This is a genomic window from Streptomyces zagrosensis, from assembly GCF_014203645.1.
Classification (GTDB): domain Bacteria; phylum Actinomycetota; class Actinomycetes; order Streptomycetales; family Streptomycetaceae; genus Streptomyces; species Streptomyces zagrosensis.
This window is the reverse complement of the sequence record NZ_JACHJL010000012.1, coordinates 1-19,679: the sequence shown is the minus strand read 5'-3', so window position 1 is coordinate 19,679 and position 19,679 is coordinate 1. Positions and strand designations below refer to the sequence as shown.

The following is a 19,679-nucleotide window of genomic DNA, read 5'->3' as shown; positions in this document are numbered from 1 at the left end:
GAAGGCGACGTAGCCGGCTCAGTCAGCAGAGACCGTCTCCGCCTGGAACATCCAGGCATGCTTCTCCAGGTCGGCGGTCAGGCCGATCAGGAGGTCCTGCGTTACCGGGTCCGGCTCGTCCGTCGCCCCGATGCGCTCGCGCATCCGGCTAATGACCGCGTTCAACGCCGTAACCAGGATCTGTACGGCGTCCGTGTCCTTGATCCAGCCGCCCTTGACGGTGTCGATGCCGCTCGTCTTGGCGACACTCTCCGCCCGGCCATCGGGGGACACTCCGATCGCGGAGGCGCGCTCGGCCACCGTGTCAGTGTGCGTGCGTGCTGTGTCCACCACATCGTCAAGCTGCAAGTGGACGGAACGGAACCGGGGCCCGACTACGTTCCAATGCACCTGCTTGGCCACCAGAGACAGATCCACCAAGTCCACCAACGCACCCTGGAGGGCGTCACCGACGATCTTGCGGTCTGCCTCGGGCAGCGGGCTCTTAACGACAGACATGAATACCTCCTGTTTGACGGATAAGTCCCTTTCTTCATTTTCCCATACTCCCGCGTACCCAGTCATACGTGGCATATGGCCAAAATGAAGCACCTCACCAACAGGTCGATCACCTACCCCCAGCCCCCACCTCCACTCATCTCCGCACACCAAGCCCCACGCCCCACACCAAGCCCCGCGACATCGGCGCACACCACGCTGCGCGCCCCCACACCGAGCCCCAGCGCCGTCCCCACCCCACACCCCCACGCACCCCCACAACGCGCCCCCACATCGCGGCCCACGTCCGGCCCAGCCGCCCTACCCCACACTCCACCCCCGAGATACCAGTAAGCCCCGTCCGGCGACCCGGACGGGGCTTACTGGTGGAGCATGTGTGCGGCTGATCGGACAGCCGGCAAGTGGGCGCCTACGCCGCGACCACGTCCACGGCCTCGGCAGGCGCCTTGATGGTCACCCGTTCCTCGGGGACGGATGTCACCGAGGTCACCGACACGGAATTCAGGCGTGGCCGCATCGGAGCAGGCACGGGCTCGCTCGCCGCGGCGGACCGCGCCAGCTCGGCCAGCGCCAACTCGTCGCTCACCTCGCGCATCACCTGGGACATCCGTACGTCCAAGGCATCGCAGATGGCGGAGAGCAGTTCGGAGGACGCTTCCTTCTGTCCTCGCTCGACCTCTGAGAGATAGCCCAGGGATACCCGGGCGGACGAGGAGACCTCGCGCAGCGTCCGGCCCTGGCGCTGACGCTGTCGGCGCAGCACGTCACCCAGCAGGCGACGGAGCAGAATCATCGCTGGCTCCCTCCTCGGACCGCGTATCCGGTTCCTTCTCGCCCCACCGTACCGCCTCGGGCTGCGCCCGTGCGGGGGGCGATGGCGTGTTCACTCAGGGCTGCAAACATCAAATCTGCCCACCCTGTTCCGTATCCTGTGCCCTCGCATTCTCAATCAATTCGCTCTGCAGCAGTTCGAGGGTGGATGTGACGCTTCGGGCGCGGATCTCGGTACGACTTCCGGCCAGCTTCAGCTCCGCCGTTACCGCCGCGCCGCCCGGCCCGGCGACCGCGATGTGGACAGTGCCCACCGGTTGGCCGTCCTGCGGCTCTGGTCCGGCGACCCCCGTCGTGGCGGCTCCCCAGTCGGTGCCCATGACCCGTCGTACGCCCTGTGCCATCTGCGCCGCGACCTCGGCGTCTACCGCACCCCGCTCGGCCAGCAGCGCCTCGGCCACGCCCAGGAGGCCGGCCTTCAGGTCGGTGGCGTACGCCGTGATCGAACCGCGGAAGCACCGCGAGGCTCCTGGGGCGTCGGTCAACGCGGCGGCGAGCAGTCCGCCCGTGAGCGATTCAGCCACCGCCACGCTCTCGCCTCGGCTGCCGAGCGCCGATAGCACATCCGCCGCGAGAGTCCCCTGTCGCGCACGGTCCGCGATCGCTGCATCGGACAGCGAGCGGTCTTCGGGCATCGAGGCACCATCGGGCACTGCGGGCCCGGCTACCGCCGTGGAGCCGTCCGTGCCGAGAACCTCGCCTGCCCCCTGCGCATTGTTCGCCACCATCACCCCACCGATCTCCCGCGCACCATGCAAGAGCGTGCTTCCGCCGCCCCCCGCGAGGCCAGACGAAGCCCCGCCGACACGGCTACCGAGCCTCTCCCGGCCTCCCGTGTTCCCCCAACACGTCAGCTCACCGCACTGTTTCCCTGTTCGAGTCAGTGCCCGAGCCAGAACCCAGCCGCGTGTCCGGCTCGACGTCCGTCTTCCCGTCCGGCGTCGGCCGCGCCCGCTCGGCCGCGATGCCCGCCCTGCGCAACACGATGGCCTGGCGTACGTAATCCAGGCCGGTCACCACCGTGAGCAGTACGGCCACCGCCATGACCCAGAATCGGAGCGTGGCAAGCGGCCCGGTCAGCGCGAGGATATACATCCCCACCGCCGTCCCCTGCGCCAACGTCTTCATCTTGCCGCCGCGGCTGGCCGGAATGACGCCGTGCTTGATCACCCAAAAGCGCATCAGCGTGATGCCGACCTCCCGGAAGAGGATCACGCCGGTGACCCACCAAGGCAGGTCGGACAGCACAGACAGACAGATCAGCGCCGTACCCATGATCGCCTTGTCCGCTATCGGGTCGGCGATCTTCCCGAAGTCGGTGACCAGGTTGTAGCGCCGGGCGAGCTGGCCGTCGAAGAGGTCGGTGATCATCGCCACCGAGAACGCCGCCCAGGCGAAGGAGCGCCAGGCCGGGTCGTACCCGTCGCCATGCAGCATCAACAGCACGAATCCGGGCACCAGGACGAGCCGCATCATGGTGAGGATGTTGGCGATGTTCCACAGCCCGACCGTCCGGGCGGACACCGTCGCCGCACGGGCGCCTCCCGCTGCGGAGGCCGGGACTCCGGTCATCTGCCCACCCCCTCGGAATACTGCTCGTCGGCTACCAGCTCCGCGACGAGGTCCACGCCCTCCGTCGCGACCACCTTGGCCTCGACCATACGGCCGGGCAGCAATGCTTGGTCGGTCAGCAGGACCGTGTGCCCGTCGGTCTCCGGCGCCTGATGCGCTCCGCGCCCTATGACGCCATCGGCCTCGTCCACGCGGTCCACGAGCACCCGTACGGTCTCGCCCAGGCGCTCCTCCGCTCGCTGCGTCGTGAGCTCCTCGGCGAGCCGGGAGATCCGCTCCAAGCGCTCGGCGACCAGTTCCGGGTCGAGTTTGTCTCCGTAAGTGGCCGCCTCGGTGCCGTCCTCATCGGAGTACCCGAAGACGCCGATGGCATCCAGTCGGGCCTCGGTGATGAAGCGCTCCAGCTCCGCGAGGTCCGACTCGCTCTCGCCGGGGAAGCCCACGATGAAGTTGGAGCGCGCTCCGGCCTGCGGAGCCTTGGCCCGAATCTGGCCGAGCAGGTCCAAGAAGCGGTCGGTGTCGCCGAACCTGCGCATGGCGCGCAGCACCGTGGGGGCGCTGTGCTGGAAGGAGAGGTCGAAGTAGGGCGCGACGTTCTCCGTAGAGGTGAGCACGTCGATCAGCCCGGGGCGCATCTCGGCGGGCTGGAGGTAGCTCACCCGCACCCGCTCGATGCCATCCACCGCCGCGAGCTCTGGCAGCAGCGTCTCCAGCAGCCGGATGTCGCCGAGGTCCTTGCCGTAGGAGGTGTTGTTCTCGGAGACCAGCATGATCTCCTTCACGCCCTGCTCGGCGAGCCAGCGCGTCTCGGTGAGCACATCGGCGGGGCGGCGCGAGATGAAGGAGCCGCGGAAGGAGGGGATGGCGCAAAAGGAGCAACGCCGGTCGCAGCCGGATGCGAGCTTCACCGAGGCGACGGGGCTGGTGCCCAACCGGCGACGGAGCGGTGCCCGCGGCCCGGACGCGGGGGCGACACCCGCCGGTAGGTCGGCCAGATCGACCCGCGGCCCCTCGTTCGACTCGGCCGCCACGTCGCCGTGGCCAGGCAGCGCCACCGCCGCAGCCTGGCGCTCCGCGGGGCTGATCGGCAGTAGCTTGCGCCGATCACGCGGGGTGTGCGCGGCGTGCACGCCCCCGGCAAGGATGGTGCGCAGCCGGTCGGAGATGTCGGCGTAGTCGTCGAATCCGAGCACGCCATCGGCCTCCGGCAGCGCTTCGGCCAGCTCTTTGCCGTATCTCTCGGCCATGCAGCCGACCGCGACGACGGCCTGGGTGCGGCCGTGTTCCTTCAGGTCGTTCGCTTCCAGCAGGGCATCGACCGAGTCTTTCTTTGCGGCCTCGACGAATCCGCAGGTGTTGACGACGGCGACATCAGCTTCGCCGGCTTCCTCGACGAGCTCCCAGCCATCCGCTGCCAAGCGGCCTGCAAGCTCCTCCGAGTCCACCTCGTTACGGGCGCAGCCAAGAGTGACAAGGGCGACGGTACGGCGTTCGGGCATACGCTCAGACTACTTTGTTCCGGCACCTGTCCCATCTCCAAGGGCACACCGAGCACCCACCCGGTGTTCTTGGGGGCAGCACTACTGGTACCGCCCGGCGCCCCGCGCGAGCCCGGCTCGATCAGCCCGCCTCGGGGTCTCCCTTGGTGTAGGTCAGGCGCTGGACCTGCCCGTCTTCACCGACGTTCTTGACTTCCTTGCCGTTGACGAAGAGCTGTACGGCACCGGCGTCACCGAGCACCAGATCAATGCGCTTGGGGTCGGTGAAGGTCTTGGAGACGCCCTGCTGGAGCACTCCGACGTGGAGCAGCCGCCCGTTGTGGTCCTTCGCGGAGATCCAGGCCTGCCGGTTGGCCGCGGTCAGCTTGACCATCACCTTGTTGGCGGGCACTCCGGCGATGGCGCTGTCGGACGGATCAGGCTTGGGGTCGGCGGGCTTGGTCGGGGTGGGCTTGCCGTTCGACGCGGTCGGCTTGGCGGACTCGGTGCCCTCGGCCACCGTGCTGCCCTCACCGTCGCCACCGCCGCTGACCAGTGTGAACCCGACGAATCCGACGACGGCCACGATCGCGGCAACCATCGCGGCGGTCCAGTTCGGGCGGCGCGGTTCGGAACGGATGCGCTCGGCTTCGAAGAGCGGCGCGGCAGCGGTGGGCTCGGGCCGGCCGCCGTGTTCCTCGTCGTACTGGGTGATGAGCGGCCCGGGGTCCACCCCGACAGCGCGCGCGAGCGAACGAATGTGCCCCCTGGCGTAGACGTCGCCGCCGCAGCGAGAGAAGTCATCCTGTTCGATGCCGTGCACGATGGGGATGCGCACCCGGGTGGCGGTGCTGACCTCGTCTACGGTCAGCCGTGCGCCGATACGGGCCTGCTGAAGGACCCGGCCAATGGAAGGACGGTCGTCGTCTGCGGGGGAGTTGCCGATGGACACGAGGGTGCCTTTCGAGCGTGTAGCCACCTGCTGGAGGTTCAGTCTAGGGGTGGTACGAAAGGGTCGGGCAAGCGGGAGGCCGGAGTTTGTACGCCATCGGAATGGCCACGTAGGACACGGCTGTGGGCAGCATCCGGTTTCTCCCTCAACTTGACGTATCAGCGCAGGAAACGGTTGCCCGCAAGTTGATTACGACTGTTCTCCGCCGCGGATCACGGCGATAACCCCGTCCAATTCGTCCGGTTTGACGAGAACGTCGCGGGCCTTTGACCCCTCGGTGGGGCCGACGATGTTCCGCGACTCCATCAGATCCATGAGCCTGCCCGCCTTCGCGAAGCCCACACGCAGCTTGCGCTGAAGCATCGAAGTCGAACCGAATTGGGTGGAGACCACCAGTTCGGCCGCCTGACACAGCAGGTCGAGGTCGTCGCCGATGTCCTCGTCGATCTCCTTCTTCTTCGCCGTCCCCACCGTCACGTCGTCCCGGAAGACCGGCGCCATCTGGTCCTTGCAGTGCTTGACCACGGCGCTCACCTCCTCCTCGGTGACGAAGGCGCCCTGCATCCGGACGGGTTTGTTCGCACCCATCGGCAGGAACAGACCGTCACCCTTGCCAATGAGCTTTTCCGCTCCGGGCTGATCGAGAATGACCCGGCTGTCGGCGAGCGATGAGGTCGCGAACGCGAGCCGGGACGGCACATTCGCCTTGATCAAACCGGTGACGACATCGACCGATGGCCGCTGCGTGGCAAGCACCAAATGGATGCCGGCGGCCCGCGCAAGCTGCGTGATACGCACGATCGAGTCCTCCACATCGCGCGGCGCCACCATCATCAGATCCGCCAGCTCGTCCACGATGACCAGCAGATACGGGTACGGGGACAGCTCGCGCTCGCTCCCGTCAGGCGGGCTGACCTTGCCCGAGCGCACCGCGGCGTTGAAGTCGTCGATGTGCCGGAAGCCGTACGCGGCCAGGTCGTCGTACCGCAGGTCCATCTCGCGTACCACCCACTGCAACGCCTCAGCGGCCCGCTTCGGGTTGGTGATGATGGGCGTGATCAGGTGCGGAATGCCCTCGTAAGCGGTGAGCTCGACGCGCTTGGGGTCCACGAGCACCATGCGCACATCCTCTGGCGTTGCCCGGAGCATGACGGAGGTGATCAGGCAGTTGATGCACGAGGACTTACCCGACCCGGTCGCCCCCGCGACCAGCACGTGCGGCATCTTCGCCAGATTGGCCATCACATAGCCACCCTCGACGTCCTTGCCGAGCGCCACCAGCATCGGATGCTCGTCCCCGGCGGCATCGGCCAGCCGCAGCACGTCACCGACGTTGACCATCTCGCGGTCCGTGTTGGGAATTTCAATGCCGACCGCGGACTTTCCGGGGATCGGGCTGATGATGCGGACATCAGGGCTGGCGACGGCGTACGCGATGTTCTTGGCCAGCGCCGTGATCCGCTCGACCTTCACGGCCGGGCCCAGCTCCACTTCGTAGCGCGTGACCGTGGGGCCACGGGTAAAGCCGGTGACCGAGGCATCCACCTTGAACTCCGTGAACACCGTCGTCAGCGACGCCACCACGGCATCGTTGGCCGCGCTGCGCGTCTTACCGGGGCCACCGCGCTCCAGTAGGTCGAGCGAGGGCAGCGCGTAGGTGATGTCACCGGAGAGCTGCAACTGTTCGGCGCGCGGCTGAAGGCCCCCGGAGTGCTCGGGCAGGGCCGGGGGTTCGGGCGTGGCCCGGGTGAGATCGGGCACCTGCTCCACGGCGTCGCCCAGTTGGCCGACCCGCTGCCCGGCGGCAGCCGAGCGGCCCCCACCTGCCACCGCCCCGCGCCCCGCGCCCCGCGCCGAGGGTGTGCCCGCCTCGTGCTCCGTGGAGATGCCGCTGCTGAGCCCGGCAACCAGAGGCGAGGGCTGCACACCGTGCAGTACCGCCCCGTCCAGCGCGGCGGCGGCAGCGGCGGCCACATCGACCGCGTCCATCGGCCCCCTCCGCGGCGGCGCCACGTCGTCGGGGTCCAAAGCGGCGGAGCCACGGCGCGGTTTACGTCGCTTGTTGAGCGCCTCCTCTTCGGCACGCCCCGGGTCGTGGCCCACCCCGGCGTCACCGCCGCGCCCCAGTGCCGCGCGCCGGGGGCGCCTGACAGCGCTCTGCCGCCATTCCCCGGCGTAATCGTCCTCGTCATAGCCATCGGCGTCGGCATCGGCATCGGCAAGGGCGTCGGCCGCGTCCAGCTGGCGCCGCGCGGTGTCGTCAATGAGCCCGAGCCTGACCAGCAGTTGACGTAGCCGCTGCGGAATGGTGTTGACCGGTGTGGCGGTGACCACGAGCAGGCCAAAGATCGTCACCAAAGCCAGCAGTGCCACGGCGAGTGCCTCGCGCACCGTGAAGATCAGCGGTTCCGACGCGGCCCAGCCGATCAGCCCACCAGCGTCCTGCATGGCCTCGGTGCCCTCGTCCCGGCCCGGCGCGCCGCAGGCGATGTGCACCTGACCCAGCACGCCGAGGACGAGCGCGGACAGGCCGATGACGATGCGCCCGTTCGCTTCGGGCTTCTCCGGGTGCCGAAACAGCCGCGCGGCGACGACCGCGAACAGTATCGGCACCACCAAGTCGAGTCGTCCGAACGTGCCGGTCACCAGCATCTCGACGAGATCGCCGACCGGGCCGTCCAGGTTTGACCAGGTGCCCGCGGCGACCACGAGCGCCACCCCGAACAGCAGCAGCGCCAGGCCGTCCTTGCGGTGCGCCGGGTCGAGACCGCGCGCACCACGTCCCACCCCCCGGAACATCGCCCCGACCGGGCAGGCGAGCCCCCGCCAGATCGCGCGCAGCACACGCAGCACGCCATGGGGAGACGATGCGGCCGGTTTGACCGCGGCCTTCTTCGCCGGGGCCTTCTTCGCGGGCGCGGCGGACCTTTTGGCGGGCGCCTTCGTGGCCGCCGCCTTCTTCACGGGCTTTGCGGGTGCCTTCTTAGCGGCTCCCCCGGCGCGTCCGGCGGGCTGCTTCGAGGTGCCCGCCGCGCTCTGGGAACCCTTGCCGGACGTACGAGAAGCCATGCGCCGAGATTACCCGCGTCAGCCGTATGGGGCACGCACGGCCGCGGTATCCGCTGCGGCAGAAGCAACTGAGGAGACAGGGGAGAGATCCAGGGAGATCCAGGGAGTAACGAAGGGGAGCGCAGGAAAGCCCAGGGATGTGCAGGGAAGGGAAGGCAACAAGGGGAGCAAGGGGGACAGGGGGCGGGGGGGCGAACACACGGCACGAAGGCGCGTGAGGGCGCTTCGCGCCGGCATGACAAATGCGATCGGGCGTCAGGAGCGGTGCGGCAGAAGAGAACTGATCAGCGGCCAGCCACCGATCACCGGCATGGCGCGCAGCGAAACGCCGACACGGCAACAGAGGCCGCGGCCCGCAGCCGCAAGGCCGCCAAGCCTCAGCGGTCAGCCGAACGACCCCCAGGGCGAGACACCGAGCGAGGAGCCAGCACAGCGGCCGGCACCCGCAACTCGGCTGGTTGGGCCCCGTAGTGCAGGCTGGGCCGCCGGCCGAGGCGGCGTGCTGACGGCCGGGGCGGTCACCCGCATCCGGACGGCACGTCTCGGCGGCCGAACGGTACGCGCCCACAGGGGGACTGCACGACCCCGCTGCCCCTCAGACACATCTGGCGGGCCAGTAGAGACGGGCCAAACCCCCCAACCACGACGCGGGCCCGTCAAAACCTCGGGCCAGTCAGCGCGGCCCCTCACTAGGAAGCTGCGTAGCTGCGTACAGGCCGGACTGCGTACCGCTCCACTGCGTGCGGCTGGGCTGTACGTGGTCGGGCTGTACGTGGTCGGTCAGTTCGGCGATGGCAACGCGCTGGCGCCATTGCCCGTACCAGGTTCCAGCGCGTCCAGGGCCCTGCGCAGCCCAGTGAGCTTGCGTTCCAGGTGTGCGGCGGTGGCCACGGCAGCCGCGTCCGACGACTCATGGAGCTGCTTGGACAGCGCCTCGGCCTGCTCTTCCACGGCCGCGAGCCGGGCGGACAGTTCGGCGAGCAGACCTGCCGGCTCTTTGTTCTCCGTGACGGACTGCTGGCCATTTTCCAGTTGGAGCCGCAGCAGCCCCGCCTGCTCCCGCAGTTGGCAGTTCTTCATGTATAGCTCGACGAAGACCGACACCTTCGCGCGGAGCACCCACGGATCGAACGGCTTGGAGATGTAATCCACGGCGCCCGCCGCATAACCACGGAACGTGTGGTGCGGGCCATGGTTGATCGCCGTGAGGAAGATGATCGGAATGTCCCGAGTCCGCTCCCGGCGCTTGATGTGCGCGGCCGTCTCGAAGCCATCCATACCGGGCATTTGAACGTCCAACAGGATGACCGCGAAGTCATCCGTCAACAGCGCCTTGAGCGCTTCCTCCCCTGACGATGCCCGTACCAGTGTCTGATCCAGCGCGGAGAGAATGGCCTCCAACGCCAGCAGATTCTCCGGCCGGTCATCGACCAGGAGGATCTTGGCCTTCTGCACCATGCCTCGTCCTCCTCGCCCCGGCATGGGGTCCCCCCAGCTCGAAGTGCCGGGGGATGCACCGGGCGCCGCCCCAGGGGGCGACTCCCTTACGCCGCCCGCCCTTGTGCCGGTCATGGTAGCCGTACCCCGCGGCTCGCCACACCCTGTCACCACGATGTCACTGTGCACGTAGCGAAAACGCGGTGGGAGACCAGAAGGTTCCCCGAATGCCGCGTTCCACGCGTCTTTGGCCACAGTCCGTCAACAGACCACGGGGCATCGGCTTGTCCTGCGTACTGTGCGTCACTCCCCGCGCATCCAGTGCTTCATCACCGTCAGCAGGTGATCAGTGTCCACCGGCTTCGTCACGTAGTCGGATGCGCCCGCATCGATGGTCTTTTCCCGGTCCCCCTTCATCGCCTTCGCGGTCAACGCGACGATGGGCAACCCGGCGAACTGCGGCATCCGGCGGATCGCCGCCGTCGTCGCGTAACCATCCATCTCGGGCATCATGATGTCCATCAGCACCAGCACCACATCGTCATGCTGCTCCAGGACTTCAATCCCCTCGCGCCCGTTCTCCGCGTACAACACCTGTAGCCCGTGCTGCTCCAGCACGCTCGTCAGCGCGAACACATTGCGGATGTCGTCGTCCACAATGAGGACCTTCTCGCCCTGGAATCCAGCGCTGCCGCTGGGTTGGGCGACGAGATCCTGCCCCGACAGGAGCCACGGCTCGGGCGGCTGTGCGCCCACCGCGCTACGGGCCCGCCGCTGCTCCTGCAAGGTCGGGCGCCGGCCGCCCGCTCGTGGGGCGCTCGCGCCGCTCGGGGCTGCCCCTGCCTGGCCGCTCCGCTCCGTGCCGGTCTGCTGCCGCTGCGCCGTGTCGCCCGCCGCCTCGTCTGCGGCCTCCTCGCTGGCCGGCGGCTCAAGGGCCAGCGGCGCCGCAGCCTGCACGCCCAGCACCGCGAGGCCGCCGGAGGCTAGCTCCGGGTAGCCGTGCGGGGGCAGACCGCCCGGGTGCAGCGGCAGGTAGAGCGTGAACGTGGAGCCACGGCCCGGCTCGCTGTCGGCGTGGATCTCACCACCGAGCAACCTGGCGATCTCCCGGCTGATGGACAGGCCAAGGCCCGTTCCGCCGTACTTACGGCTGGTCGTGCCGTCCGCCTGCTTGAACGCCTCGAAAATGACCCGCATCTTGCTGGCGGCGATGCCGATGCCGGTATCGGTGACCGAGAAGGCGATCATGTCGGAGTCGGCGTCGCGCAACGTGCCGTGTTCGAGGAGTTGCTCCCTGATGGCGTCCGGCACATCCGCCCCGGCCGACCTGATGACCAACTCCACCGCACCCGCGTCGGTGAACTTCACGGCGTTGGACAGCAGATTACGCAGCACCTGGAGCAGCCGCTGCTCGTCGGTGTGCAGTGTTGCGGGCAGTTCCGGCGAGACCCGTACCGAGAAGTCCAGGCCCTTCTCCGTCGTGAGCGGCCGGAATGTGGCCTCCACATAGTCCACGAGCTGGACCACCGCGATCCGGGTCGGGCTGACGTCCATCTTGCCCGCCTCGACCTTGGACAGGTCGAGGATGTCGTTGATGAGCTGGAGCAGGTCGGACCCGGCCCCGTGGATGGTCTCGGCGAACTCCACCTGCTTGGGAGAGAGGTTGCCCTCCGCGTTGTCGGCCAGCAGCTTGGCCAAGATGAGCAGCGAGTTGAGCGGCGTGCGCAGCTCGTGCGACATGTTGGCCAAGAACTCCGACTTGTAGCGCATCGAGTTGGCCAGTTGCTCGGCGCGCTCCTCCAGCACCTGCCTGGCCTCTTCGATCTCGGTGTTCTTGACCTCGATGTCGCGGTTCTGCCGGGCCAGCCGCTTCGACTTCTCCTCCAGTTCCGCGTTGGAGGCCTGGAGCGCCTTTTGTCGGTTCTCCAACTCTGCCGACCGCTCGCGCAACTGCTCGGTCAGCTCCTGTGACTGTTTGAGCAGCACCTCGGTCTTGGTGTTGACGCTGATGGTGTTGACGCTGGTGCCGATCATCTCGGCGATCTGGTTGAGGAAGTCCTTTTGGATCTGGGTGAACGGCTGGAAGGAGGCCAGTTCGATCACGCCGAGGACCTGCCCCTCGAAGAGCACCGGCAACACGATGACCTGCGCCGGAGGCGCGTCACCCAGCCCGGAACCGATCTTGAGGTAGCCGGCCGGGACGTTCTCGATCAAGATCGTGCGCTTCTCCTCGGCGGCCGTTCCGATCAGCCCGTCGCCGGGGGTGAAGGTGGTGGGCATGTCGCGCTTGGAGTAGCCGTACCCACCGATCATGCGCAGCTCATACCCGCCGGCCGCGGACCCGTCGCCGGTGTCTTGGGTCGCGTCCAGCGCGTCACTGGTCGGCGTGGCCAGGAAGAACGCACCGTGTTGGGCAGTGACCACCGGCGTCAGTTCGCTCATGATCAGTCGGGCCACGTCCTCCAGATCGCGGCGCCCCTGCATCAGGCCGGAGATCCGGGCCAGGTTGCCCTTGAGCCAGTCCTGCTCCTTGTTGGCCAAGGTGGTCTCGCGCAGGTTGGCGATCATCGTGTTGACGTTGTCCTGAAGCTCCAGGATCTCGCCCGCCGCATCCGCTTCGATCTTGAGGTTCAGATCACCGCGGGTCACCGCGGTGGCCACCTCGGCGATGGCCCGCACCTGGCGGGTGAGGTTGCCGGCCATCTCGTTCACCGACACGGTCAGGTCCTGCCAGGTGCCGGCCACATCCCGCACCATGGCCTGCCCACCGAGTTGCCCCTCCGTACCCACCTCACGGGCCACCCTGGTGACCTGCTCAGCGAACGACGAAAGCTGATCAACCATCGTGTTGATCGTCGTCTTCAGCTCCAGGATCTCGCCCCGCGCGTCCACGTCGATCTTCTGCGACAGATCACCGCGCGCCACCGCCGTGGTCACCTGAGCGATCTGCCGCACCTGCGACGTCAAATTCCCGGCCATGAAGTTGACGGAGTCCGTCAACTCCTTCCAGGTGCCGCTGACCCCCGGCACGCGGGCCTGGCCGCCAAGCCGCCCCTCGGTACCCACCTCGCGGGCCACCCGCGTCACCTCGTCCGCAAACGAGGACAGCGTCGTGACCATGGTGTTCACCGTGTCGGCGAGCTGCGCAACCTCACCACGCGCCTCGACGGTGACCTTCTTGGTCAGATCGCCGTTGGCGACCGCGCCCGAGACCTGCGAGATATTGCGGACCTGGATCGTCAGGTTGTTGGCCATCAGGTTGACGTTGTCGCTCAGGTCCTTCCAGATGCCCGTCACGCCCGGCACCCGCGCCTGCCCGCCGAGCTGTCCCTCGGTGCCCACCTCGCGGGCGACGCGGGTGACCTGCTCAGCGAAGGACGAAAGCTGGTCCACCATCGTGTTGACCGTGGTGACCAGCGCCAAAATCTCGCCCTTGGCATCCACCGTGATCTTCTTCGACAGGTCGCCCTCGGCGACTGCGGTGGTGACCTCGGCGATGTTACGCACCTGAGAGGTCAGGTTGTTCGCCATGAAGTTCACCGACTGCGTGAGGTCCTTCCAGGTGCCCGAGACGCCTTGCACCTCGGCCTGCCCCCCGAGCATGCCCTCGGTACCCACCTCGCGCGCTACCCGCGTGACCTGCTCGGCAAAGGAAGAGAGCTGGTCCACCATCGTGTTGAGGGTGTTCTTCAACTCCAAGATCTCGCCGCGCGCGTCCACGTCAATCTTTTGCGACAGATCTCCGCGCGCCACCGCAGTGGCGACCTGCGCGATTTTACGTACCTGAGCGGTCAGATTCCCCGCCATTCCGTTCACCGAGTCGGTCAGGTCACGCCACACTCCGGCCACACCGGGCACCTGCGCCTGACCGCCCAGCCTGCCATCGGTACCCACCTCGCGGGCCACCCTGGTGACCTGCTCAGCGAAGGCCGAAAGCTGATCAACCATCGTGTTGATGGTGTTCTTCAGCTCCAGGATCTCCCCGCGCGCGTCCACGTCGATCTTCTGCGACAGATCACCGCGCGCCACCGCCGTGGTCACCTGAGCGATCTGCCGCACCTGCGACGTCAAATTCCCGGCCATGAAGTTGACGGAGTCCGTCAACTCCTTCCAGGTGCCGCTGACGCCGTCCACCCGGGCCTGGCCGCCGAGCCGCCCCTCGGTGCCCACGTCCCGGGCCATCCGCGTGAGCTGGTCGGCAAACGAGGAGAGCTGATCCACCATGGTGTTCACGGTGTTCTTCAGCTGGAGCATCTCGCCGGAGACGTCCACGGTGACCTTCTGCGACAGATCGCCGTTGGCCACCGCCGTGGTCACCTGAGCGATGTTACGCACCTGGCCGGTGAGGTTACGGAAGGCGGTATTGACCGAGTCCGTGAGGTCCTTCCACGTCCCCGCCGCGCCCGGCACCTGCGCCTGACCACCCAGCTCGCCCTCGACCCCGATCTCCCGCGCGACCCGGGTCACCTCGGCGCCGAACGAAGAGAGCTGGTCCACCATCGTGTTCACGGTGTTCTTCAGCTCCAGCATTTCGCCGGACACATCGACGGTGACCTTCTGCCCCAGGTCGCCATTGGCCACCGCCGTCGTGACCTGCGCGATGTCCCGCACCTGCGTGGTCACGTTCCGAAAGGCGGTGTTAACCGAGTCCGTGAGGTCCTTCCACGTCCCCGCCGCGCCCGGCACCTGCGCCTGACCGCCCAGCACTCCCTCCGCGCCGACCTCGCTCGCCACCCGGGTGACCTCGTCCGCGAACGTACGTAGCGTCTCGGTCATGGTGTTGATCGTGTCCGCCAGCTGCGCGACCTCGCCGCGCGCACTCACCGTGACCTTCTGCGACAGGTCACCGTTGGCGACCGCCGTGGTCACCTGCGCGATGCCACGCACCTGCGCGGTCAAATTGCCGGCCATCAAGTTGACCGAGTCAGTCAGGTCCTTCCACACCCCGGCCACACCCGGCACCTGCGCCTGGCCGCCCAGCTCGCCCTCGGTTCCGACCTCACGGGCAACCCGGGTCACCTCGGACGCGAATGAGGAGAGCTGATCCACCATCGTGTTGACGGTGTTCTTCAGCTCCAACATCTCCCCGGCCACATGCACCGTGACCTTGCGCGACAGGTCGCCCTTGGCAACCGCCGTGGTCACCAGGGCGATGTCACGCACCTGTGCCGTCAGCCGGGACGCCATGGTGTTGACCGAGTCGGTCAGGTCCTTCCAGGACCCCGACATGCCACGCACCCGCGCCTGACCACCGAGCTTGCCCTCCGTGCCGACCTCGCTCGCTACCCGCGTCACCTCGTCGGTGAACACCGAGAGCTGGTCCACGAGCCCATTGACGGTTCGCCCGACCTTCAGGAATTCGCCGCGCAGCGGGTGCGCGGAACCATCCGCCCCCCGCGAGCGCAGATCCATCCGCTGCTCCAGGTCGCCCTCGGCGACCGCGGACAGCACCCGCCCGACCTCGGAGGCGGGGCGTACGAGATCGTCCACCAAGGCATTGGACGCATCGATCGCCGCCGCCCAAGCCCCCTCACAAGCGCCGACCTCAAGGCGCTCGGTGAGTTTTCCCTCACGCCCGGCGACGCGGCGCACCCGCGCCAATTCGCCGGTGAGGTGCAAATTACGATCCGCGACCTCGTTGAAAACGGCGGCGATCTCGGACATGACGCCCTCGCCCGAGACCGTAAGGCGTTTACGGAAATTGCCGTCCCGCATAGCGGTCAGCGCCGTCAGTAGCCGATTCAGCGCCACCGTATCTACCTCGATCGTCCCGTTCGTACGGGTACGTCCGCTTTTTGCGCGCGTGCTCGTGCCCCGCGCGGCTGCGCCAGACTCCACCGTGTGCCTCCCGCAGGGTCGCCGACCTCGTCAGGCTCTCTTTTGAGCCTTCCCAGTGTTTCACCATGGCCCAGCCTGGCCATAACAGTTCGGCAGCATCGCACACAGTCGGGGACGCACTCAGGGTGGAATCACTGGCGACCAGCATCCGCGCGCACGGCGAAGGTAAGTAACCTGGCATTCAGCTAGGGCATCGGAGGGGCGCTGCGACATGGGTGAGCAGATCGCCGAGACACGTATGAGGAGACCTGTGATCACCGCGCGGGCAGCCGCCACCTTCGACCCCGTGGGCCGCTCGGTCGCCTCAGCCCGGGCTTTTGTTCGGGACACACTCCAGGGGTGGGGCCTGACCGAGGTCGTCGATGACGCCGTCGTCCTGACCAGCGAGCTTGTCACCAATGCGGTGGTTCATGCCGGAACAGCCGCCGACGTGGTGTGCCTGCGTACCGATACGGGCGTACGCATCGAGGTCGGCGACCGCTATCCGGAGCGCGAGGTCCCGCTCCAAAGCGCCGGCGTCCAGTTCGGCAGCCCGGACCGAGAGGGCGGGCGTGGTCTGCTGCTGTGCGCAGCCCTCGCCTCCCGCTGGGGCGTGGAGTACACCGCGACCCACAAACAGGTCTGGTTCCAGCTCGACCTGCCCGACCGCCCCGCCGGCACCCGCTCCGCCGGCCCCGCGCTACCCATCGAAGCACTCCCCGTAGCCGATGCCCGGGTGCGGGTCGCGGTGATCCAAATCGACCGCCTCGGCAGCATCAGCTCCTGGAACGAGGACGCCCAGGAGTTGTTCGGCTTCAGCCCCGAGCAAGCCATCGGTGAACAGCTCACCGACTTCGCCGCCTGGCCGCACACCCCCGGCACCAGCACCGGCATCGTCGATGCCCTCCAACTCTCGCGCTGGGAGGGTTCGTACGGCATCCGCGACGCCGCTGGCCGCGTCATCCCCGTCTACGCCTCGCACCTGCGCGTCCGCGACGCCCAAGGCGAGCCCTCCACCGTCTGTCTGGTCGTACGCGAGAATGAACGCGCCGTGCTGCAAAGTCCGATGCGCGTCCCCTCATCCGACCGCCAGGGCAGCTCCGAACGCGGCACATCGGCCGACGCCTTCGAGGTATTCATCGGCTCCCCCGCCCCCGACGACCTGGACGGCCTGCTACAGCGCACCGTGGAACGAGCCCGCGACATGCTCGACGGCGACAGCGCCTATCTACTGCTGGCCACCGACGACGAGACCGAGCTTGAGGTACGCGCATCCACGGGGCTGCCATCGGCCCGGCAACGATTCGCCCGAGTGCCCGTCGAGGCGGGCTCTGGACGGTACGGCTCGGCCCGCATGCCCGCCGTCCATGAAGACCTCAGCGCCGTCCCTGGCGCCGTTCCGCTGCTCAGCAACACCGGTATGCGCTCGGTGGTGACGGTGCCGCTCAAGGTCGAAGGCCGGCTGACCGGCTCTCTCGGCGTCGCGGCAGAGGGGCCCGGCCGGTACAGCAACGAGGAGGCGCTACGGCTCCAGTTCGCCGCCGACCGGATCGCGCTGGCCGTCGAGTCCGCCCGGCTGACCGAGTTGGAGCGGCTGCGTCGCGGCTCGCTCTCCTTCCTGGTCGAGGCGTCCGACCTGCTCGCCGGAACCTTGGACCGGGACCAGACGCTCGCGCTGATGGCCCAAATGACGGTGCCCACGCTGGCCACCTGGTGCGCGGTGTACACCATCGCCGACCAGGCCGCCGAGCCCGAACTCTCCTACGTGCTCCACGAGGACGAGGACCGCATCGACGGCCTCAAGGCGCTGCTGTCGAAGGTAGAGCCACCGGAGCCGGTGACCACGCCGGGAGCTCAGGTGTGGACGGCGCCTTCGGAGGCGGCCCACGCCGCCGCGCTGCGCACCTCACTTCGCAGCCTGGGCCTCGGGGACTCGGTACGGCCGGCCACCGGACCGGGTACGTCGCTGGCAACAGCCGCTGCCGTAGGTGGAGAAACGGTAGTGCTCCCGCTGGTGGCCCGCAATCGCGTCATCGGCATGCTGACCCTCGGCAAGCCCACCGACGAACACTTCCGCCAGGAGATCCTCGAACTTGCCGAAGACCTCTCCCGCCGGGCAGCCCTCGCCCTGGACAACGCCCGTCTCTACTCCGAGCGCACCGCCATCAGCCAGTCTCTTCAGCGCAGCCTGCTGCCACCGGAGCTGCCCGAGGTGCCCGGCGTCGAGGTCGAGGTCATCTACCGCGCCGCGGGTGAGGGCAACGAGGTCGGCGGCGACTTCTACGACCTGTTCCCCATCCGCGACGGCGCCTACGGCTTCGCGATCGGTGATGTGTGCGGTACGGGCCCGGAGGCTGCCGCCGTCACCGGCCTTGCCCGGCACGCGCTCCGCCTGCTCGCCCGCGAGGGCTTCAGCGGCCCCGCCGTCCTGGAGCGTCTGAATGCCGCCATCCTCGACGAGGGGGCCCGCAGTCGCTTCCTGACCCTCCTGTACGGCGAGTTGTGGCCCCAGCCCGATGGCAGCGCCGTACTCAAGGTCGTCTGCGCTGGGCATCCGCTCCCCCTGCGGTTGCGCCAAGACGGCACCGTGGAAGCCGCTGCCGAACCCCAACCGCTGCTGGGCGTCATGGACGACCTGGAACTGTACGAGCAAACAGTGACGCTCGCCCCCGGCGATGTGCTGCTGTGCGTCACTGATGGGGTGACCGAACGCCGCGAGGGAACCCGCATGCTCGGCGATGACGGTCTGATCGACGTCCTCACCACGTGTACGGGCCTGACCGCGGGCGCGGTGGCCTCCCGTGTCCTGCGCGCGGTGGAACGGTTCGCCGCGGAGCCCGCCTCGGACGACATGGCCATTCTCGCCATGCGCGTCCCCGAGCCACAGCTCGAACCGCAGAACAGTTGATAGGGCGATAACCACGCCCTGCAACGCAGTGAGGCCCCCGCCTTCCGGCGAGGGCCTCACATATATGGAGCCCCAATACGGAATCGAACCGTAGACCTTCTCCTTACCATGGAGACGCTCTACCGACTGAGCTATTGGGGCGCAGCAATAGAAAGGATCTTACCCGAACTCACGCGCGTTTCCGACCACGCCCGGCGCATGGCCACGCTGCTCTACCCGGCATGCGCGTCACGCAGCAGGTTGAAGGAGCCCGCCGAGGCCATTGCACACGGCTACGACGCGCTGCAAGTCCCGCCGCGTCATATCGGCTGCGACGGGCAGTGCCAGACACTCGTCAGAGGCCCGCTCCGTCTCGGCGAGCCACAGCTCGCGACGGAACGCCGCGCTGCGGTGCACCGGCGTCTGCACGGGCACCCTGCAATGCACGCCGCGAGCCCGCAGCATCCGCGCGAACGCGTCCCGGTCCGGCCGGCCGTTACCCGGCACCCGCACCACGTACTGCTGAAATCCGTGCACCGCCCCCTGCCGCACGGGAGGCGCACACACGCCTTTGAGTCGGGCGCTGAGGTAGCGGGCGTGCGCCTGCCGCCGCGCGATGGCGGCGGTCGGCTCCGCGTGCATCCCGTGCCCGACGACTGGCACGTCATGCCGCTGTCCCAGTGCGGCCAGCATCGCCATGTCCGCAGGATGACCGAAGGTGTGCACGGCCACGATCGCGGCGGTGCGCTCGCTCACCGCGGCGTCCACAGCGGCCGGGGCGACGCAAAAGGTCGCCGGATCTATATCGGTGAACACTGGTTCAGCGCCCATCGACAGCGCCACGTGGGCCGTCTCGCACACGTCGTACGAGGGCACGATCACCTCGTCGCCGGCTCGTACGCCCGCCCGTGCCAGCTCGTATCGCAGCTCATCCGCTGGTGTCCCCATGACTGAGATGGTGCCCAGAGAACGTGAACGCCGAGTGACCTGGGGCACAACGCAAAAGAGCCTTGCTGAGACCGAAGTCCCAACAAGGCTCTTTACAAAGATTGTTCGGCGGCGTCCTACTCTCCCACAGGGTCCCCCCTGCAGTACCATCGGCGCTGAAAGGCTTAGCTTCCGGGTTCGAAATGTAACC

At 68.0% G+C, this 19,679-nt stretch carries 11 protein-coding genes, 1 tRNA gene and 1 rRNA gene; 1 reads left to right on the top strand and 12 read right to left on the bottom strand.

Going from position 1 to position 19,679, the window contains the following annotated elements:
* Nucleotides 1-18: 18 nt before the first annotated feature.
* From FHS42_RS21910 to FHS42_RS21870, 9 genes are all read right to left on the bottom strand, one after another.
* A complete protein-coding gene (locus tag FHS42_RS21910) occupies nucleotides 19-498 on the bottom strand; it encodes a Dps family protein (protein ID WP_184574532.1) in 480 nt (159 codons plus the stop codon).
* Between the two features lie 409 nt (nucleotides 499-907).
* On the bottom strand, nucleotides 908-1,291 hold the full coding sequence (locus tag FHS42_RS21905; protein ID WP_184574530.1) for a helix-turn-helix domain-containing protein: 384 nt from the start codon (nucleotides 1,289-1,291) through the stop codon (nucleotides 908-910).
* A gap of 109 nt (nucleotides 1,292-1,400) precedes the next feature.
* Nucleotides 1,401-1,964, bottom strand: coding sequence for a CinA family protein (locus FHS42_RS21900; protein ID WP_184574853.1), 564 nt, complete (start codon nucleotides 1,962-1,964; stop codon nucleotides 1,401-1,403).
* A gap of 220 nt (nucleotides 1,965-2,184) precedes the next feature.
* Nucleotides 2,185-2,901 (bottom strand): CDP-diacylglycerol--glycerol-3-phosphate 3-phosphatidyltransferase, encoded by a 717-nt coding sequence (gene pgsA / locus FHS42_RS21895; protein WP_184574528.1) that lies wholly within the window; start codon nucleotides 2,899-2,901, stop codon nucleotides 2,185-2,187.
* Nucleotides 2,898-4,400 carry a 30S ribosomal protein S12 methylthiotransferase RimO gene (gene rimO, locus FHS42_RS21890; RefSeq protein WP_184574526.1) on the bottom strand — a complete coding sequence of 501 codons (1,503 nt, stop codon included), beginning with the start codon at nucleotides 4,398-4,400 and terminating at the stop codon, nucleotides 2,898-2,900. The genes pgsA and rimO overlap by 4 nt, the downstream gene beginning before the upstream one ends.
* A 121-nt stretch (nucleotides 4,401-4,521) precedes the next feature.
* Nucleotides 4,522-5,331 carry a helix-turn-helix domain-containing protein gene (locus FHS42_RS21885; RefSeq protein ID WP_184574851.1) on the bottom strand — a complete coding sequence of 270 codons (810 nt, stop codon included), beginning with the start codon at nucleotides 5,329-5,331 and terminating at the stop codon, nucleotides 4,522-4,524.
* A 189-nt stretch (nucleotides 5,332-5,520) separates the two neighbouring features.
* On the bottom strand, nucleotides 5,521-8,400 hold the full coding sequence (locus FHS42_RS21880) for a DNA translocase FtsK (RefSeq protein ID WP_184574524.1): 2,880 nt from the start codon (nucleotides 8,398-8,400) through the stop codon (nucleotides 5,521-5,523).
* A 780-nt stretch (nucleotides 8,401-9,180) separates the two neighbouring features.
* On the bottom strand, nucleotides 9,181-9,858 hold the full coding sequence (locus FHS42_RS21875) for a response regulator (protein ID WP_184574522.1): 678 nt from the start codon (nucleotides 9,856-9,858) through the stop codon (nucleotides 9,181-9,183).
* Nucleotides 9,859-10,140: 282 nt separating this feature from the next.
* On the bottom strand, nucleotides 10,141-15,675 hold the full coding sequence (locus FHS42_RS21870; protein WP_184574520.1) for a HAMP domain-containing protein: 5,535 nt from the start codon (nucleotides 15,673-15,675) through the stop codon (nucleotides 10,141-10,143).
* A 250-nt stretch (nucleotides 15,676-15,925) separates the two neighbouring features.
* Between FHS42_RS21870 and FHS42_RS21865 the strand changes: the two genes are divergently transcribed.
* Nucleotides 15,926-18,562, top strand: a complete 2,637-nt coding sequence (locus FHS42_RS21865) for a SpoIIE family protein phosphatase (RefSeq protein WP_184574849.1) — start codon at nucleotides 15,926-15,928, stop codon at nucleotides 18,560-18,562.
* A gap of 65 nt (nucleotides 18,563-18,627) precedes the next feature.
* Here FHS42_RS21865 and FHS42_RS21860 read toward each other — a convergent pair.
* The 3 genes from FHS42_RS21860 to rrf form a co-directional block, all read right to left on the bottom strand.
* A tRNA-Thr gene (locus tag FHS42_RS21860) sits at nucleotides 18,628-18,703 on the bottom strand.
* A gap of 87 nt (nucleotides 18,704-18,790) precedes the next feature.
* Nucleotides 18,791-19,489, bottom strand: coding sequence for a DegT/DnrJ/EryC1/StrS family aminotransferase (locus FHS42_RS21855; protein ID WP_184574518.1), 699 nt, complete (start codon nucleotides 19,487-19,489; stop codon nucleotides 18,791-18,793).
* A 103-nt stretch (nucleotides 19,490-19,592) separates the two neighbouring features.
* A 5S ribosomal RNA gene (rrf, locus tag FHS42_RS21850) occupies nucleotides 19,593-19,679 on the bottom strand; the annotation flags it as partial.

Coding starts and splice junctions, on each gene's coding strand:
- FHS42_RS21910 (WP_184574532.1), bottom strand. CDS start 498: ATGTCTGTCGTTAAGAGCCCGCTGCCCGAGGCAGACCGCAAGATCGTC.
- FHS42_RS21905 (WP_184574530.1), bottom strand. CDS start 1,291: ATGATTCTGCTCCGTCGCCTGCTGGGTGACGTGCTGCGCCGACAGCGT.
- FHS42_RS21900 (WP_184574853.1), bottom strand. CDS start 1,964: ATGCCCGAAGACCGCTCGCTGTCCGATGCAGCGATCGCGGACCGTGCG.
- pgsA (WP_184574528.1), bottom strand. CDS start 2,901: ATGACCGGAGTCCCGGCCTCCGCAGCGGGAGGCGCCCGTGCGGCGACG.
- rimO (WP_184574526.1), bottom strand. CDS start 4,400: ATGCCCGAACGCCGTACCGTCGCCCTTGTCACTCTTGGCTGCGCCCGT.
- FHS42_RS21880 (WP_184574524.1), bottom strand. CDS start 8,400: ATGGCTTCTCGTACGTCCGGCAAGGGTTCCCAGAGCGCGGCGGGCACC.
- FHS42_RS21875 (WP_184574522.1), bottom strand. CDS start 9,858: ATGGTGCAGAAGGCCAAGATCCTCCTGGTCGATGACCGGCCGGAGAAT.
- FHS42_RS21855 (WP_184574518.1), bottom strand. CDS start 19,489: ATGGGGACACCAGCGGATGAGCTGCGATACGAGCTGGCACGGGCGGGC.